The organism is Polynucleobacter rarus (assembly GCF_003072505.1).
GTDB classification, from domain to species: domain Bacteria; phylum Pseudomonadota; class Gammaproteobacteria; order Burkholderiales; family Burkholderiaceae; genus Polynucleobacter; species Polynucleobacter rarus.
On sequence record NZ_NTGB01000001.1, the window covers coordinates 1,072,333 to 1,090,208 of the forward strand.

The window sequence follows — 17,876 nt, forward strand, 5'->3', positions numbered from 1 at the left end:
TTAAAAGCATCAAAATAAAGCTTCCATAATTTTAATATTCAATAAAAAAGTGTATTCTATACTTGTAATCCCCAATTTTGACCATACTTTATAGAGCAAGTTCAATATTTTTACAAAAATCCGACTTTTGGAGATTTAAATGCCAGGCAACTTGTTATTACCTTCTCAACCTATTCAATTGCCCCTATTACCTTTAAGGGACGTTGTGGTTTTTCCACATATGGTTATGCCTTTGTTTGTTGGCAGACCAAAATCCATTAAAGCTCTGGAAGCTGCCATGGAAAGTGGTAAAAGCATTCTTCTCGTTGCCCAAAAAACAGCCTCTAAGGATGAGCCAACCGTTGCTGACCTCTATGAAGTAGGTTGCATAGCTAACATTTTACAAATGCTCAAGCTCCCTGATGGAACTGTTAAAGTGTTAGTTGAAGGCACTCAACGTGCCCAGATTAATCATATCGAAGATTCTTTAGGTTACTTTAGTTGCGAGGCAACGCCGCATTCGGTGACAGTTGTTGATCAATCGGAAACGGAAGCATTGAAAAGAGCAATCGTTGCTCAATTTGATCAATATGTAAAACTTAATAAAAAAATTCCTCAAGAAATATTGGCCTCTTTAAGTAGTATTGATGATGCTAGTCGCCTTGCAGATACAATTTGTGCCCATCTTCCGATTAAGCTTGATCAAAAACAGCTACTTTTAGAAATGGCTGATGTGATTAAGCGCCTTGAAAGTCTTTTAGGTCAACTTGAGAGTGAAATTGATATTCTGCAAGTTGAAAAACGGATTAGAGGTCGTGTAAAACGTCAGATGGAAAAAAGTCAGCGCGAATATTATCTCAATGAGCAAGTAAAAGCCATTCAAAAAGAGTTAGGTGATGGCGAGGAGGGTGCTGACCTCGAAGAGTTAGAAAAAAATATCATCGCTGCAAAGATGCCTAAAGAGGCTTTGAAAAAAGCGGAGTCTGAGCTTAAAAAACTAAAACTAATGTCTCCAATGTCAGCTGAGGCAACGGTGGTTCGCAATTATTTAGATACGCTAATTAATTTGCCTTGGAGAAAGAAAAGTAAAGTGAATAATGATTTAGTCAATGCAGAAAATGTATTGAATGATGATCATTATGGTTTAGATAAGGTAAAAGAACGAATTCTTGAATATCTAGCAGTTCAACAACGCGTTGATAAAGTAAAAGCGCCAATCCTTTGTTTAGTCGGTCCTCCAGGCGTGGGTAAGACCTCTTTGGGGCAATCCATTGCTAAAGCGACAAACCGTAAATTTATTCGCATGGCGCTCGGAGGTGTTCGTGATGAATCTGAAATTCGTGGACATCGGAGAACTTATATTGGCTCTATGCCAGGTAAGATTTTATCGAGCCTGTCCAAGTCAGGTGTAAGAAATCCATTATTCTTACTCGACGAAATCGATAAGATGGGATCTGATTTCCGTGGTGATCCAGCTAGTGCCATGTTAGAGGTATTAGATCCGGAACAAAATCATACTTTTCAAGATCATTATGTTGAGGTAGATTTTGATTTATCTGATGTAATGTTTGTTGCAACTTCAAACTCCTTGAATATTCCTCTTCCGTTACTAGATCGTATGGAGGTGATTAGACTATCAGGCTATACCGAGGATGAAAAGACGCATATTGCGATGAAATACTTATTGCAAAAACAAATCAAAAATAATGGCTTAAGAAAAGATGAAATTGAAGTTCAAGAGTCAGCAATTTTAGACATTATTCGTTACTATACTCGTGAAGCTGGAGTTCGCTCATTAGAAAGAGAAATTAGTAAGATTTGTCGTAAAGTTGTAAAAATGCTTTTATTGAAGACAGAACTTGCTCCAATTATTGTTAATTCAGATAATTTAGAAAAATTCTTATCGGTAAAACGTTATGACTATGGACTTGCAAGTAAAGAAAATCAGCTTGGTCAAGTGACCGGGTTGGCTTGGACTGAAGTCGGTGGAGATTTGTTAACGATTGAAGCTGCATTGATGCCTGGTAAAGGAGTTATTACTCGAACCGGCTCGATTGGTGATGTCATGAAAGAATCTGTCGAAGCTGCTCGTTCTGTGGTGCGATCACGTTCTAGAGAGTTAGGGATCAAAGAAGAACTATTTGAGAAAAAAGATATCCATATTCACTTTCCAGAGGGTGCTACTCCGAAAGATGGTCCTTCCGCAGGTATTGCTATTACAACTGCTTTAGTTTCAATACTAACCGGTATTCCCGTTCGCGCAGATGTGGCAATGACGGGTGAGATTACTCTAAGAGGAGAAGTGTTACCAATCGGTGGTCTTAAAGAAAAACTGTTAGCAGCTCATAGAGGTGGCATTAAGGTTGTCTTGATTCCAGAAGAGAACGTTAAAGATCTGACAGAGATTCCAGATAACGTTAAAAATTCTATTGAAATAATTCCAGTACGTTGGATTGATAAAGTACTTGAAAAAGCCTTAGAAAGAAAACCGGAAGCACTTCCAGAAGAGGTTGCGGCAATTACTAAAGACGCGCCAGTAATTAAAGATGAAACTGGAGTGATTAAGCATTGATTTATTGACTGAGATTGGGGTATAATATTTTTCTTAGTTATTCCAATCTCAAGATTAAATAATTAAAAAGTTTGGTGCAATTGCGAGTTCATGTATCATCAATCTTTTACAATTAATTTAACAATCAGTAGACAAGGGTGCTTAGCTCAGATGGTAGAGCGTCTGCCTTACACGCAGAATGTCGGCGGTTCGATCCCGTCAGCACCCACCAAATATTCTTGTTCCATCAATTTACTAAATAATTAAGTTCATCCCTATGTTTGATTCCGTTCGTCAACACCAAAAAATTCTACAAGCAGTTCTCCTGGTTTTAATTTTTCCTTCTTTTGTTTTTTTTGGAATTCAAAGTTACAAGGGCTTTTCAACGAATGATAGTGATATTGTTAAGATTGGTGGCCTCTCTATTTCTCAAGTTGAATTAGATAATGCCGTAAAAAGTCAATCAAGTCGCTTAGGCTCAAATCAAAACCTTGCCCAAACTCCGGCGTTTAAAAATGCCATACTTAATCAATTAATTCAGCAAAAACTATTGGCCTTTGATGTTAAGGATTTGAATTTACAAGTATCTCAGGAAATGTTGGCAAAAGAGTTACTTAAGTTTCCTGAAATTATCGCTCTGAAAAAAAGTGATGGTTCTATTGATGCAGATCAATATCGTCAGTTGCTGGAAAGAAATGGTTTGACGGTTTCGCAATTTGAAGCAATTAAACGTGGTGAAATCATGAATATTTCATTGCAAAATGCTTTAAGTGGCAATGGACAGATGATTACTTCTAGTAAAATTTCTGACCAAATTATTACAGCCATGAGTTCGGAAAGAGAAGTTCAAGCGATGTTCTTTACTTCCAATGAATATTTAAAGAACGTCCAAATTCAAGCGAATGATTTATCTGATTATTACCAGGCGAACTCTGCACAATTTCAATCAATTCCATCAGTTGATGTCGAATACATTATTTTAAGCAAGCAAACAGGTGAAGATGAAACGTCCTTCGCCAAAAAAGCAGATCAATTTGCCAATATGGTCTATGAACAAGCTGATGGCCTAAAGGCAACTGCTGATACATTTAAGCTAAAAATTGAAACGATGGCAGATGTTACATCTACAGGTATCACGAGCCTTCCTAAAACGCATCCTTTAAATCAGCCAAAACTACTACAGGCACTTTTTAAAGAGGATGCAATTAAATCAGGTAAGAACATTGAAGCTATTGAAGTTAGTCCAGGCATTTTAGTAGCTGCACGAGTTCAGCAAAGTCGCCCAGCTTCAACCCTTCCTTTTGACAAGGTTAAAAACGATATTGAAAAGATCGTGACTCTTAAAAAAGCTGAGGAAATAGCAATAAAAACGGGTATGGATGTTTTTGCTAAGTTACAAAAAGATCCTATCCAAAAAGTGGATTCTAAGGAATTCTCAAAACCAATTTGGGTCTCTAGAAATCGTCCTGCAGATTTATCAGGTGAGCCATTTGAGAGAATCTTTAATGCCAAAGAGGGTAGTTTTCCACTCGTAGTCTCCAGTAACATTCCTGGTAGTGGTTTTGCAATTTACAAGATAAATCAAGTACGTCCTGGTGAAAAGTCAAATCCCAATATTTTGTTGCAACAGTATCAACAGATTGGTGTTTTAACTAATCAAGCAGAGATTTCTGCTTATTTGGACAACATCAAAGAACGTGCAACGGTTAAATATCTAAAAACTAACTTCTAAACTATTTCAACATTGGTAACAATTTTTCAGTTACGGTTTGGGCGATCATTAGTTGAGCTAAAGTAGTAGGATGGATACCATCGTCTTGGAAAAACTCTCTTTTTAGGGCAAATTTTTCAAGTAAAAACGGGATAAATACCAATTGATTCCGTTTAGCCAGCCTTTGATACATTTGTTCGATGCTTTCGGTATATTTTGCACCGTAATTATTCGGAATTTTCATGCCGACTAAGATTGTTTTAGCTTGATATTGTTTATTGAGGTCGATGATTTTTTGCAGATTACCCTCAGTTTGCTCAATCTGAAATCCCCGCAATGTATCATTTGCGCCTAATTCAAGAATCACAATTTTCGGATGATGCTTTTCTAATAAGGGACGAATTCGTGATAACCCACCAGATGAAGTGTCACCACTAATACTGGCATTAACCATCGCAAAGGGTAATTGTTTGGCCATTATTTGTTGCTGTACTAAATCAACCCAAGCTTTACCCGTAATCACACCGTAACCTGCTGAAATGCTATCGCCAAGTACCAAAATCGATGATTTTTCTGCCTGAACTTCTCGGGCAAAATTTTCGGAAGATGGAATAATAAAGCTTAGCAATACAATGAGTGAATATGAAAATCTGTTTAACATCCCTAATACCTTATCTTAAATTAATATCCTATCAAACATGAACAATTCATATATCTCAGCAATACATCTTGCTAAGGAAGTAAAGCAAGGAACTGGAAAAATTGAAATTCTCAAGGATATCAATTTAGAAATATTACCTGGAGAAAAAATTGCTTTTTTAGGAAGTTCAGGATCGGGTAAAACAACCTTACTAAGTATTTTAGCGGGTTTAGACTCTGACTATACGGGTGAAGTGAGGTTATTTGGGAAATTACTTTCTGAATTAAATGAGGATGAGAGAGCCAACCTACGAAAAAACCGAGTTGGATTTTTATTTCAAAACTTTTTACTCATTCCAGAATTAAACGTTTTGGAAAATGTATTACTACCCATTGAAATTGGGGGCAAATTAAATAGTGATTTTGAAATTAAAGCGAAACTATTATTAGAAAAAGTGGGCTTGAGTAATCGGGTAAAAGCCTACCCTAATACTTTATCTGGTGGCGAACAACAAAGAGTTGCATTAGCAAGAGCCTTTATTAATGATCCTGAAATATTATTCGTTGATGAGCCAACGGGTAGTTTGGATGAACTAAATGGTAGTGTTGTAACGGATTTGTTATTTCAGTTAAATGAGAAATTCAAGACAACGATTATTTTAGTGACCCATGATCTTGATTTGGCGAAACAATGCGACAGGATATTGCAATTAAATAGTGGTACATTAGTTTAATAAATAAATATTTTTAACACGATTCAGGGGATTAATCATGAAAAGTCTTTTAGGTCTGATACTCACACTCTTTATATTTACACATCAACAACAAGTTTTCGCCCAAGCAAGCTCTGGAACTTCAAGTTCTGAGGCTACCGTAACAGATAAAAAAGAAACAGCGGCAGAGCGCAAGGCTAGGCTAGCAGAAGAGAAAAAAGCTAAATCCGAGGCATCGGCTTCCGCTAAAGATGATAAGACCCCGAAAGAAACAGCTGCACAGAAAAAAGAGCGCCTAGCTGAAGAAAAGAAAGCAAAAGCTGAAGAGAAAACAGCTAGTACAACAGCCGATGTGAAAGCGGAAAAACCAGCTAAAGAAACCGCAGCGCAAAAGAAGGAGCGCTTGGCAGAAGAAAAGAAAGCTAAAGCTGAAGAAAAAACAGCTAGTATTACAGCCACTTCAGCCGATGTGAAAACTGAAAAACCAGCTAAGGAAACCGCAGCTCAAAAGAAGGAACGCTTAGCAGAAGAAAAGAAAGTTGAAGCAACTGAGAAGGTAAATGAGAAGCCAACTGCTCCAGCAAATGATGCAAAAGCTGAAAAATCAGTTAAAGAAACTGCCCCACAAAAGAAAGAACGTCTAGCAGAAGAAAAGTCACTTCCTAAAGAGGCGCCTGCAACGAAGTCAAGTTCCAGCGATAAAAAAGTTACTGCAGAACCAAAAGGCAAAGCTGCTGCAGAAGGTGCTGCTGCCAGAAGAGAGATTGGTGAGTTAGTACCTGGCCCAAACGACCTTGATAAAAATGGCAAACAATTGACTTCACAGAATTTAAAAATGAAAGAATGTTCAAAAAGAGGTGCTGGTAGAGTAAAAGCTGATTTCTCTGAGTTTATGAGTGAGTGTCTAAAAAAAGATTAATCGCAAAGCTTTTTATAACCTTAGTTTTTAATATTTAAAAGGAACGAAATATGAACTTAATTCAAACATTACGTGCTTTAAGCCTCACGTTATTGATGACATCTGTTTTATCTGGTTGTGGCTACAATAGTTTTCAGTCATCTGATGAGCAAATTAAAGCTGATTGGGCTGAGGTAATCAATCAATATCAAAGAAGGTCTGACCTGATCCCTAATTTAGTTAATACCGTCAAAGGTTATGCTACACAGGAAAAGGATGTCCTAACGCAAGTGACGGAAGCAAGGGCGAAGGTTGGTACTATTCAAGCAAGTCCTGAACTGGTGAATGATCCAGAGGCTTTCAAGAAATTCTTATCCGCCCAAAACGAATTAAAAGGTAGCTTGTCTCGTTTGATGGTCGTTTCAGAAAACTATCCTCAATTAAAGTCAGATGCGAATTTTAGAGATCTTTCTGCTCAATTAGAAGGCACTGAAAATCGCATTACGGTTGCTAGAAATCGGTACATTAAGTCTGTTCAGGAATACAACGTGAATGTTAGAACTTTCCCGAATAATTTGACGGCAATGATTTTTGGTTACAAAGCTAAACCTAATTTTACGGTTGAAAATGAAGCAGCTATTTCGAAGGCGCCAACCGTTGACTTTAATTCTTCGAAGTAAAAAATGAATAACACCCTGGTAGCGTCTGTTTTTTCCAAATGGACGCTCCTTCTCGTTTTACTCTTTTCAACATTGGTTTGTAATAGTAAAACCAATGATGCTGTGGATGGACTGATTGCAGTTCCTCCATTAACCAGCTCAGTAACGGACTTAACTAATACCTTAACGCCTGAGCAAAAAAGTAGCCTAGAAAATCAATTAAATGCTTACGAAAAGTCACGTGGAACGCAAATTGCTGTATTAATTATTCCAACTACACAACCAGAAGCTATTGAGCAATTTTCAATTCGAGTAGTCGATCAATGGAAGCTTGGACGTAAGAAGGTTGATGATGGTCTTTTACTGATTATTGCCAAGAATGATCGAAAGTTACGCTTTGAAGTAGGTTACGGTCTAGAAGGAGCCCTTACAGATGTGACTACGAAAAGAATCATTAGTGAAGTGATGACCCCTTTCTTTAAACAAGGCATGTTTTACGAGGGTATTATTTCTGGCCTTGCTAAATCGATGCAAATTATTAATGGTGAAGCTTTACCACCACCAGCAAACAACGCCTCCGCAAATTCTCAGAACGATGGTTTTGAAGGCGTACTGATGATTGCCTTTATGGTGGCAATTTTTGTTGGTTCTATTTTGAAAAAACTTCTCGGTAATTTACTCGGTGGTGGTTTAACTGCCGGAATTACGGGTATTTTGGCTTGGTTAATTACCGGTACTATTGGGATTGCAATTATTGCTGCGGTAATTGGATTTTTTGCAACCCTGATGGGTGGACTGGGTGGTAGAGGCCTAGGAGGCTTTGGAGGATTTAGTGGGGGTGGAGGATTTAGCGGCGGCGGTGGTGGTTTCGGAGGCGGAAGAGGTGGTGGTTTTGGTGGTGGTGGTTCTTCTGGGAGTTGGTGATGATTCATTTTTCACGATTATTTAAACATTTATTTGCAACCACTAGACAAACGAAAAAGTACTTTCCCTCGTCTGGACTTCAACTGATTGAAGATCGGATTGCAGAGAGTGAAATTGGTCACTCTGGTCAAATTAGAGTTGTTATTGAAACCACCTTATCACCTTATGCCATATGGCATCAACAATCTAGCCGTGAAAGAGCTATTGAGGTGTTTTCCTTACAAAAAATATGGGATACAGAAAACAACAATGGTGTCTTGATTTATTTATTGATGGCAGACCATGCATTTGAGATTATTGCCGATCGTGGAGTTCACCAAAAGGTAGGGGATGAATTCTGGAAAAAAGTGTGTGAAAAGATGGAATTACACCTTAAAAACAGTGATTTTGAGGAGGGTGTTTTAACAGGTATCCATGAAATTGATCAAATCTTACGTAAATTTTATCCAGCTTCTGAGATTACACCCAATGAACTTTCTGATGAACCTATCTTAATTTAAACCTTTTACTTTGCGCATTTCGTATAATTAACAAATGCCTAAATTTCATCATTTACCCGGAGCTATTGCTCTCTCCAACTTTAGAAAAATTCAACTTCTTGATTCTTTTAAAGCAAATCAATTACCGATTAAATCAATCGAATCTCAATATCAGTTTTTTATTTGGACCGAAGGTGATGTTTCTGAAGACACCTTGAACCAATTAAAGAGTTTATTAAAAAGTCCTAAAGAGGAGTTGTTTGTAAAAAATAAAAAACAAAAGTCGTTTTTTATTACGCCAAGACTTGGGACCATCTCTCCATGGGCAAGTAAAGCTACTGATATCGCAAAAATTTGTCAAATTGATCCCCTTCGTTTAGAGCGAGGAATTTGTTTTACCTACGAAACTAGCAAGGAATTAACAGCAGAACAATTGATGAGTTTGTATCGTTTGACCCATGACCGAATGACAGAATCGGTTTTTGATGAATTGGCTCAAATAGAGACTTTATATCAAGTTTTACCAGATAAGCCATTTCATGAAATTGCTTTATTTACGGAAGGTAAAGAAGCCTTAATCAAAGCAAATACTGAGTTGGGGTTGGCATTGTCGGTAGATGAAATAGATTATTTGGATGAAAATTTCCAGCTCCTAAAAAGAAACCCTACCGATGTAGAACTGATTATGTTTGCGCAAGCAAATAGTGAGCATTGTCGACACAAAATTTTTAATGCTAGCTGGACCATTGATGGTGTTCCACAGGAAAAATCCCTGTTTAGCATGATTCGTAATACGCACCAATTACATCCAACTGGAACCATTGTTGCCTACTCTGATAACTCCGCCATTATGGAGGGTGTCGAAAGCCAGGTATATTCTCCCAATCCTGAAACAAAAGTGTATGAAGAAAAATCTCGCTTAATTCATACCTTAATGAAGGTAGAAACCCATAATCATCCAACCGCAATTTCCCCATTTCCAGGTGCTTCAACAGGAGCTGGTGGAGAAATTAGAGATGAGGGTGCAACAGGTATTGGCGGTCGACCCAAAGCAGGTTTAACTGGTTTCTCTGTCTCCAATTTACAAATCCCTAACTTTACCAACGCTTGGGAACTGCCATCCTTTGGTAAACCTGACTTAATCGCAAACCCACTTGAGATCATGATTAATGGTCCAATCGGCGGGGCAGCATTTAATAATGAGTTTGGAAGACCAATTTTAGGTGGTTACTTCAGAGTCTTCGAACAAACTATTCACGGTAAGAGATGGGGCTACCATAAGCCGATTATGATTGCTGGTGGGATTGGTTCCATTGATGATATTCATACCCATAAAAAAGAAATTACCAGTGGTGATTTATTCATTCAATTGGGTGGACCTGGCATGAAAATCGGTATGGGTGGAGGCGCAGCAAGCTCCATGACTACTGGCACGAATGCAAGTGATTTAGATTTTAATTCTGTACAACGTGGTAACCCTGAAATTGAACGTCGTGCTCAAGAAGTCATTAACTCCTGTATTCATATGGGGGAAAATAATCCGATTGTATCTATCCATGATGTGGGGGCAGGAGGCCTATCCAATGCATTTCCTGAACTTGCAGATGGTGCAGGGCTCGGCGCGATTTTTGACATGCGCAAGATTCCAATTGAGGAGTCGGGCTTAAGTCCTGCTGAAATGTGGTGTAACGAATCGCAAGAACGTTATGTCCTAGCAATCAAAGAAGAGAGCCTTGCTCTTTTTTCAGAGATTTGTGCAAGAGAACGTTGTCCATTTTCCGTGGTTGGCAAAACTACTCAAGAGCGTCAATTACTTCTGAAAGATACTAAATATCAGTCAACAGATAGTCAGTTCACTCCGATTAATATTCCAATGGAAGTTCTTTTGGGCAAACCTCCATTGACCCACCGAGATGTTAAGTCTCCAATCATTCCACAACACGCTTCGGATTGGAGTTTAATTGCCTTAGGTGATGCGATTCACTCTGTAATTTCTCATCCTACCGTTGCGAGTAAGTCTTTTCTAATCACGATTGGAGATAGATCTGTTGGAGGGTTAACCCATCGTGATCAAATGATTGGTCCATGGCAAGTTCCAGTGGCAGATTGTGCCGTCACGATGATGGACTATCAAGGTTATCAAGGCGAAGCGATGGCCATGGGGGAAAGATCTCCGATTGCCATTTATAACTCCGCAGCAGCCGCAAGAATGGCGGTTAGTGAGGCGGTAACGAATATATTGAGTGCTAATATTGCATCAATTTCTCATTTGAAACTTTCTGCAAATTGGATGGCCGCCTGTGGCACCGAAGGGGAAGATGTTAAATTATATGAAGCAGTTAAAGCTGTGGGTATGGAACTATGTCCTGCTTTAGGTATTTCTATACCGGTAGGCAAAGATTCTTTATCGATGCGTTCACAATGGCAAGCTGATGATCAAAAAAAGAGTGTAACCTCTCCTGTATCACTCATTATTTCGGCCTTTGCACCAGTATCTGATGTGCGCAAAACATTAACGCCTTTATTGCAAAAAAATCCAGATACTGAACTCATCTTTATCGATTTAGGCCTTCAAGAAAATCGGATGGGAGGCAGTGTTCTTTCTCAAATTACTAATCAAGAAGACTCAAACTGTCCAGATCTGGCATCTCCCGATTTATTAATTCGGTTTACCGAAGCCCTCACAGCTTTAAAAAATGAGCAGTTAATCCTGGCTTATCATGATCGTTCAGATGGTGGTTTATTTGCCTCCTTGTGTGAAATGGCATTTTGTTCAAGAGTAGGTTTGTCCATTAATATTGATTTACTTGTGATGGAAAAAGGGCATGAATCAGATTATGGTGATGCCAAGAATTGGGCATCACAGATTTCTGGCCGACGTGATGAAAGTACCATCAAAGCATTATTTAACGAAGAGTTGGGCGTAGTCATTCAGATTCAACGTCAACAACGTGATCAAGTATTTGCAAACTTGCGTAAATTCGGATTGAGCGCCAACTCTCACGTCATTGCAAAAATCAACACTTCTGATGCAATTGAAATTTGGCGTGATGCCAAAATTGTTTTCCAAAAATCTCGTATTGAATTACAAACGCTATGGGAACAAAATAGCTCAATCATTGCCTCACTGCGGGACAATCCTGAATGCGCTGCATCAGAGAAAAATATCGTAAATGATCGTACTGATCCTGGTATTTCACCGATACTTACTTTCGATCCGAATGAGAATCCAGCAGCCCCCTATTTATCCTTGAATTTAAAACCGAAGGTAGCTATTTTAAGAGAGCAAGGTGTTAATTCTCATATCGAAATGGCAAGAGCAGTGAGCCTAGCTGGCTTTGAATCGATTGACGTCCATATGACAGACTTAATCTCAGGTCGGTTAACTCTAGATCAATTTCAAGGATTTATTGCTTGTGGAGGATTTAGTTACGGTGATGTATTGGGAGCGGGTGAGGGCTGGGCCAGTACCATCCTTTTCAATCCTAGTTTGAGAGATTCGTTTGAAGCCTTTTTTAATCAAAGTGAAACCTTCGCTCTTGGAGTTTGTAATGGTTGCCAAATGATGAGTAATTTGTCTCCAATCATTCCAGGTTCGCAGGCTTGGCCGAAATTTACGCGCAATGTTTCCGAGCAGTATGAGTCTCGCTTAGTGCAAGTTGAAATTCTAGAATCAAAGAGTCTCTTTTTCTCTGGTATGGCAGGAAGCCAATTGCCAATTATTGTTGCTCATGGAGAGGGTTATGCCAATTTCAGTGAGAAGGGTTCTTTACAAAGTTTAAAAGATCAACAATTAATGACTATGCGTTATGTTGATCATCAGGGTAAACCTACTCTGACTTATCCATTCAATCCAAATGGCTCTGTAGATGGAATTACTGGAGTGACTTCTGAGAATGGTCGATTCTCAATCTTAATGCCTCATCCTGAGCGTGTCTTTAGAACGGCGCAAATGAGTTGGGCCCCGTCTTCTTGGGCCGACTTCCAGGACGGTTTAAGTCCATGGATGCGGATGTTTAGAAATGCAAGAAAAGCGATCAATTGAAAAAGAAAAAAATTAAGCATCGATTTGAACCTGTCACGTTTTCTGAAATTGACGGAGTTCGTTATTTACATCTTGGCACACCTTGGATTCAGGGAGCGATGCGGATTAAAAAACCCGATTTGCTAGAGTTAGAGTATGCTCAACAAATGATGGCTTGGTTGCTATTTTTAGAGCCAAATCCCTCATTTAATACTTTGCAACTAGGTTTAGGGACAGGTTCAATTACCAAGTTTTCTCTTAGTCTTGATCGTACAATTAAAGCGACTGCAGTTGAACTCAATCCATCTGTGATCGTTGCTGCACAATCCATGTTCGGACTAAACACCATGGACCAACGATTGTTGATTCTACAGGCCGACGCACTAGATTTTGTTCAGAACCAGAAAAACCATGATCAATTTGATGTCCTAGCAGTTGATCTATTTAATGGCGAAGCCTCTGGCCCCTCCTTAAGTTCTAAGTCCTTTTATCAAGGATGTTTTGATGTACTCAAAGGACCAGGTGTTTTAACCGTAAACCTATTTAGTCGACACTCCAGTTACAAAAAAAATATTAATAACTTGTGCGACGCTTTCGATAATCGGGTATTGTTATTTAAAGAAGTCCACGATAACAATGTCGTGGCCATTGCCTTTAAAGGCCCACATCTTGAAGTATCTTGGGATGACTTAGAGCGCCGGGCAGTGGATGTTCAAAAGTGTTGGAAATTACCAACTGAAGGATGGGTTGAGTCCATTAAGGGAAACAATCTTCAGCCGAAAAAAAACCTTTCTATTTAGAAAGGTTTTTTGTCTAAACAAACTAAATTCTTTACTGAATTTTTGCTTTAGATTTAAATTTTTCCATCATTTCAGCAAATTTAGCTTTCTGCCAATTTTGATCTTGAGTTAGCATTTGAACTAACTTTGGCTTTACTTCAGCCAAGGTTGGAATCGGTGTTTCTCTAATTTCATCCACTTGAATGATGTGCCAGCCGAATTCTGTTTTAACGGGCTCTGGAGCTAATTGACCGGCTGACAAAGTAGTCATCACTTTAGAAAATTCAGGAACCAAACTATTGGCTGATACCCAATCTAAATCACCACCTTTTACTGCAGATCCGGGATCTTTAGAGTTTGCTTTTGCTAATTCGGCAAAGCTAGCACCTCCTTTAATCTTGGCTAAAAGAGATTTGGCTAATTTTTCTTCGCTGACTAGAATATGGCGGGTTTTATATTCCTTGCCACCCATTTGACTTTTCATTGATTCATAGACGGGCTGTAATTCTGCATCTGAAATACCTTCTTTAGATACAAAGTCTTCAAAGACTGCGGATACTAAAACAGATAATTGAGCCTGTTCAATTGCTTCTTGAATTTCAGGGCTTTTCGTAATTCCTCTCTTATCAGCTTCTTGTAAGACTAATTCTTTAGTAATCAAAATATCACGTGCTTTTTCACGTAATTCAGGAGAGTTAGGTTGGCCAGACTGTTCAATTAAACGATTTAATTTGGCAGAAGAAATGGGTTTGCCATTGACGACAGCTGCATTTTGAGCGTTAACTAGTGTGTAAGAACCGAGTAAGCAAATAGCGATAGTAGTTTTTAATATAATTTTCATTTTTCAGTTGGGGTTTTTGCGTTAATAACTAGAGCGTGGATTGGATTTGGCATCCAATCTTTGAGGATATCATACACTAGGCGGTGCCGTGAGACTCGGTTTAATCCGCCAAATACTTCACTTGTAATGTTTAGTGTCAAATGACTTGGGCCATCGCCATGATGACCTGAGTGCCCAGCATGATCAGCAGAATCATCGAGAAATTCAATTGCGGTGGGTTGAAGTTTGGCCAAGGCTGTAAGGTAACGCTCAATGTCTGGGTGCATAGGAATAATTAGGAAGGGGATTTAGTTGAATCGTGATCAATGTACTTATTTAACCAGACTCCTTGGCAGATAACAAAAATGAATAATAGTCCAATGGTTGACAGCTTAAAGTCAGCCCAGGTTTCTTCAGAAAAATGATGGGCAATCCATAAATTGAGAAAACCTAAAATAGTAAAGTAAATTACCCATCCTAAGTTCAGCTTAAACCATACTGCATTTTCAACTTCTGGTCGAAGTGAAATCTCTTTACCGAGAACAGCTTTAATTAAATTTTTCTTAAATCCAAACCAACTTATCGCCAAAACTGAAGCAAAAGACCAATATAAAATCGTCGGCTTCACCATGATGAAACTTTTGTCATGAAGAACTAGGGTTAGGCCACCAAAAACCATAATGATGATTAAATTAAACCACTGCATTTTAGGGACGTCTTGTTTTTGATATTTAAGCCAAAAAATTTGCAAAAGGCTGATAATCATCGCCACTGCCGTAGCAATAAAAATATCAAATAACTTGAACGCCACAAAAAATGCAGCAATAGGGAGGATTTCTAATAGTAATTTAATCATTAATCATTCGAATCAAATTTGAGTGAGGCTGAATTAATGCAGTAACGTAAACCGGTTGGTTCGGGTCCATCTTCAAAAACATGCCCTAAATGTGCATCGCAAGATTTGCAACGCACTTCCGTTCTGATCATTCCATGTGAATTATCTCTAATTTCCTCAATAGGAGCATGCTCTTTTGGCACAAAAAAACTTGGCCAGCCACATCCAGCGTCAAATTTAGCCTCGGACTCAAACAAAGGAGTGCCACAGCAAATACAATGATAAGTTCCCTTGCTCCAAAAGTCCCAGTATTTGCCCGTAAATGGTCTTTCTGTAGCGGCTTCTCTTGTAACTGCATACTCAATAGGACTTAATTCTGCTTTGTATTGCTCATTCAATTTCTTTGACATAGTAAAACTCATTAAGTTGATGAAAGACTTTGTCATTATATTAGTTTTCGTGTAGGTTGAAATTTCAACAAGAGGGATATTTAAAGGATACTGTTTAAATATGAATCCATACATGTTTCAGAAGAAACAGCGTTCATAATAAGAACGTTAAAATAAAGAACTTTTTAAATTGAGATATCAGCCAAAATGACAAGCACTATCGGTTCTAACGAAACTACTCACAACCCAATAGATATAGAAGTACCATTTTTAAAATTATTAGGTGTAAAGCTGAATAAAATGTCGGAAGGTGAGGGCGTTGTTAGTCTTTCGATCGAAGAAAAGCATTTGAATACCTGGGGAACCGTACACGGTGGAGCGTTGTTAACATTAGCCGATGCGGCGATGGCAATCGCAGCTAGGGCGGGGGATCCTGATGATCGAAGTGTGGTTACCATTGAATTAAAGAATATGTTTATGTTGACTCCGACGGGAACTATCAGAGTTGTGGGAAATATCGTACAACGCTCTGTCACGATGGCTTTTTGTGAAGCGAAAGTCTACGATGAAAACAATAAAGTTTGTTGCTTAGCAACCGGCACCTTCAAATACTTTAAAAAAATGGCGAGTAGAGATGCCAATGGTGCAAGAGTTGTTAAAGAGGATCAACTATCAATTTAGTTTGTTTGCGTCGATTGACTAAATTGACCTTCAAAAATTGATGTTTCTTCATTCGATTGAGCATCATAAGTTCGCTCTATCATCTGAAAAGTACCGTCTTTTCTTACTCTAAGTAAAGAGCTTGAGCGCGTTCCATAATTTTCAGTTTTAATGAAAATAGGTGAGAGGGCTCTTTCCCATTCGATATTCACGCCAGTTGATGGAAGTTCATCGTCGCCAGGACGGTTGTCATTTTTTAATAAGCGAAAATAATGTTCAGGATGATTCAATTTACCTGTATCCATTGCCAATGCTTGAGCAAAGGAGGCTACTCCACTGCGAACCTTTGGCCAAGGTGTGTCTAGCATTGCGTTGGATAAGCCGTAAACGCCGGGGTTCACGGGAACTGGATTCATTACTTTTCTATGTCTAATTTTGCCACCGACGAGGAGTCGATTACTCAACCAACTCAAATGACTTTTCTCGCCCAGTGAAATATCACCTAGCAGTAAATTAAACCCGTTATATTGCAAAAAGGACTTTTCATTTTGCGCAATAAAATCTTGAGTACTATTCGCGTGTGTCAAAAACTTAGCGGTCAGCTCACCACGAGTGCGCATTTCAGGATTTTTTTCACTAGGCGCACGAATATTGGTGACAGCGGCAAATTTACCCTGCATAGATAAACCCAATGCGGTACCTGGAATACCTAAAACATCAGCAGCATCTCTTGAACCTAAAATATGAGGTGCGTCACTCCAATAGCCAATAGGATGAGTGGGTCTTTCATAAAACTCATCTCGATTGGCAGCTACTACCAATGAATATTCAGGATGAGAATTCCAAGCAAATAAAATTAAACACATACAATCTTTGGGACTAAATCTCTAACAGTGGATAAGGGGGATTAAAGATTTCAGTAATTTGTAATAAGCCAAATGCATCATTACGAATCATTAAAACTTTATCTACAAAGTTTAGCATTACTTCAATTTGAAGAAAATAACCCTGTCTTTCTTCATCAAATGCAGATAACAAGATGACGCCAACTTCTTGCTCTGGATCATCAAATGAGTAAATGAGGGTTCCTGGCAACAAGTGGGGACCCAAATCAAGAGTAGCCGTCATGAAACCAATCATCAATCTTCTTTTGATGGTACCTAAATATTGACTTCGAGCAACAATTTCTTGCCCTGGGTAACACCCCTTTTTAAAATCAACGCCACCAACCGATTCAAAATTAACCATTTGTGGCACAAACAGATCTTTTGTACCGTTTGTGATTCTTGGAATTCCACTGATTGTTTCAAGTAGCTGCCAATTTGTATTATTATCAATAGCTTGCGCGTCTAAGTTCAATTGATTACTAGCAATAAGGGTTCTTTGATATTGAACATCTAAATATTGAACCAGCGGTAACTCACATCTAAAAGAAATTTCTGGAGATTGCTCCAAGTCAAGATCGTGAATCTTTCCATAGATCTTCCACGATTCATCGAGTAACTGAATTTCAACCTTCGATCGTAAGTTGTACATGGAGAGTTTTTTAGAGAACTCGAATGAAATATCACTACTTATCCACAACAAAAATTCGTTAGGTGTTGGGCTAGTCAACCAAAAACTAGCCTGCAGCCGTCCCTTGGGGGAGCAAAATCCTGATAAGGTACCGACAGCGGTGTTCGTTTTGTGAACATCTGAGGTAAGTAAATTTTGCAAAAAGGTTTTTGCGTCAACTCCAAGAACACGAATGATCTTTAAATCATTCAACAATGCAAATTTACTTATATTCATCTGGGCTTTTAAAAAAGGATTGGTA

Annotated in this window: 17 protein-coding genes and 1 tRNA gene; 11 read left to right on the plus strand and 7 right to left on the minus strand. The window is 38.6% G+C overall.

Annotation, left to right across the window (positions count from 1 at the left end; genetic code table 11):
* The first annotated feature begins 139 nt into the window (after positions 1-139).
* From lon to AOC35_RS05015, 3 genes are all read left to right on the plus strand, one after another.
* Positions 140-2,551 carry an endopeptidase La gene (gene lon, locus AOC35_RS05005; protein ID WP_108646050.1) on the plus strand — a complete coding sequence of 804 codons (2,412 nt, stop codon included), beginning with the start codon at positions 140-142 and terminating at the stop codon, positions 2,549-2,551.
* Between the two features lie 135 nt (positions 2,552-2,686).
* Positions 2,687-2,762: transfer RNA gene (locus tag AOC35_RS05010), tRNA-Val, on the plus strand.
* Positions 2,763-2,807: 45 nt separating this feature from the next.
* The gene (locus AOC35_RS05015) at positions 2,808-4,262 is read left to right on the plus strand and encodes a peptidylprolyl isomerase (RefSeq protein ID WP_108646051.1); all 1,455 of its coding nucleotides are present in this window, start codon (positions 2,808-2,810) and stop codon (positions 4,260-4,262) included.
* Between the two features lies 1 nt (position 4,263).
* Here AOC35_RS05015 and AOC35_RS05020 read toward each other — a convergent pair whose 3' ends face one another.
* Positions 4,264-4,902 carry an arylesterase gene (locus AOC35_RS05020; protein WP_108646052.1) on the minus strand — a complete coding sequence of 213 codons (639 nt, stop codon included), beginning with the start codon at positions 4,900-4,902 and terminating at the stop codon, positions 4,264-4,266.
* 37 nt (positions 4,903-4,939) lie between these two features.
* On the opposite strand from AOC35_RS05020, the gene AOC35_RS05025 reads away from it, so the two are divergent.
* From AOC35_RS05025 to AOC35_RS05055, 7 genes are read left to right on the plus strand one after another with little or no spacing between them, the layout of a single operon-like run.
* Positions 4,940-5,614: an ABC transporter ATP-binding protein gene (locus AOC35_RS05025; RefSeq protein WP_108646053.1), complete on the plus strand. Its 675-nt coding sequence runs from the start codon at positions 4,940-4,942 to the stop codon at positions 5,612-5,614.
* A gap of 37 nt (positions 5,615-5,651) precedes the next feature.
* Entirely contained in the window at positions 5,652-6,512 is an 861-nt protein-coding gene (locus AOC35_RS05030) for a hypothetical protein (protein ID WP_108646054.1), read from the plus strand.
* A gap of 50 nt (positions 6,513-6,562) precedes the next feature.
* On the plus strand, positions 6,563-7,171 hold the full coding sequence (locus AOC35_RS05035; RefSeq protein WP_108646055.1) for a LemA family protein: 609 nt from the start codon (positions 6,563-6,565) through the stop codon (positions 7,169-7,171).
* Between the two features lie 3 nt (positions 7,172-7,174).
* A complete protein-coding gene (locus tag AOC35_RS05040; RefSeq protein ID WP_108646056.1) occupies positions 7,175-8,074 on the plus strand; it encodes a TPM domain-containing protein in 900 nt (299 codons plus the stop codon).
* Positions 8,074-8,574 (plus strand): TPM domain-containing protein, encoded by a 501-nt coding sequence (locus tag AOC35_RS05045; RefSeq protein WP_108646057.1) that lies wholly within the window; start codon positions 8,074-8,076, stop codon positions 8,572-8,574. Before AOC35_RS05040 ends, AOC35_RS05045 begins: the two co-directional genes overlap by 1 nt.
* A 34-nt stretch (positions 8,575-8,608) precedes the next feature.
* Positions 8,609-12,598 (plus strand): phosphoribosylformylglycinamidine synthase, encoded by a 3,990-nt coding sequence (gene purL / locus AOC35_RS05050; RefSeq protein WP_108646058.1) that lies wholly within the window; start codon positions 8,609-8,611, stop codon positions 12,596-12,598.
* Positions 12,595-13,377: a spermine/spermidine synthase domain-containing protein gene (locus tag AOC35_RS05055; protein WP_245898433.1), complete on the plus strand. Its 783-nt coding sequence runs from the start codon at positions 12,595-12,597 to the stop codon at positions 13,375-13,377. Before purL ends, AOC35_RS05055 begins: the two co-directional genes overlap by 4 nt.
* 31 nt (positions 13,378-13,408) lie before the next feature.
* Here the strand turns inward: AOC35_RS05055 and AOC35_RS05060 are convergent, their stop codons facing one another.
* Genes AOC35_RS05060 through msrB form a run of 4 tightly spaced genes read right to left on the minus strand, consistent with a single transcriptional unit; the run spans position 13,409 to position 15,421 of the window.
* Positions 13,409-14,197 (minus strand): peptidylprolyl isomerase, encoded by a 789-nt coding sequence (locus tag AOC35_RS05060; protein WP_108646059.1) that lies wholly within the window; start codon positions 14,195-14,197, stop codon positions 13,409-13,411.
* Positions 14,194-14,463 (minus strand): BolA family protein, encoded by a 270-nt coding sequence (locus tag AOC35_RS05065; RefSeq protein WP_108646060.1) that lies wholly within the window; start codon positions 14,461-14,463, stop codon positions 14,194-14,196. Before AOC35_RS05065 ends, AOC35_RS05060 begins: the two co-directional genes overlap by 4 nt.
* A gap of 8 nt (positions 14,464-14,471) precedes the next feature.
* Positions 14,472-15,032, minus strand: a complete 561-nt coding sequence (locus AOC35_RS05070; RefSeq protein ID WP_211307477.1) for a septation protein A — start codon at positions 15,030-15,032, stop codon at positions 14,472-14,474.
* A complete protein-coding gene (gene msrB / locus AOC35_RS05075) occupies positions 15,032-15,421 on the minus strand; it encodes a peptide-methionine (R)-S-oxide reductase MsrB (RefSeq protein WP_108646061.1) in 390 nt (129 codons plus the stop codon). Before msrB ends, AOC35_RS05070 begins: the two co-directional genes overlap by 1 nt.
* Before the next feature lie 186 nt (positions 15,422-15,607).
* On the opposite strand from msrB, the gene AOC35_RS05080 reads away from it, so the two are divergent.
* The gene (locus AOC35_RS05080) at positions 15,608-16,081 is read left to right on the plus strand and encodes a PaaI family thioesterase (protein ID WP_108646062.1); all 474 of its coding nucleotides are present in this window, start codon (positions 15,608-15,610) and stop codon (positions 16,079-16,081) included.
* On the opposite strand, the gene AOC35_RS05085 is transcribed toward AOC35_RS05080, so the two are convergent.
* Positions 16,078-16,926: an NRDE family protein gene (locus tag AOC35_RS05085; RefSeq protein ID WP_108646063.1), complete on the minus strand. Its 849-nt coding sequence runs from the start codon at positions 16,924-16,926 to the stop codon at positions 16,078-16,080. The two genes, AOC35_RS05080 and AOC35_RS05085, sit on opposite strands and share 4 nt — an antisense overlap.
* A gap of 13 nt (positions 16,927-16,939) precedes the next feature.
* Complete coding sequence (gene ygfZ, locus AOC35_RS05090) at positions 16,940-17,851, minus strand: CAF17-like 4Fe-4S cluster assembly/insertion protein YgfZ (RefSeq protein WP_108646064.1); 912 nt, start codon at positions 17,849-17,851, stop codon at positions 16,940-16,942.
* Between the last annotated feature and the right edge of the window lie 25 nt (positions 17,852-17,876).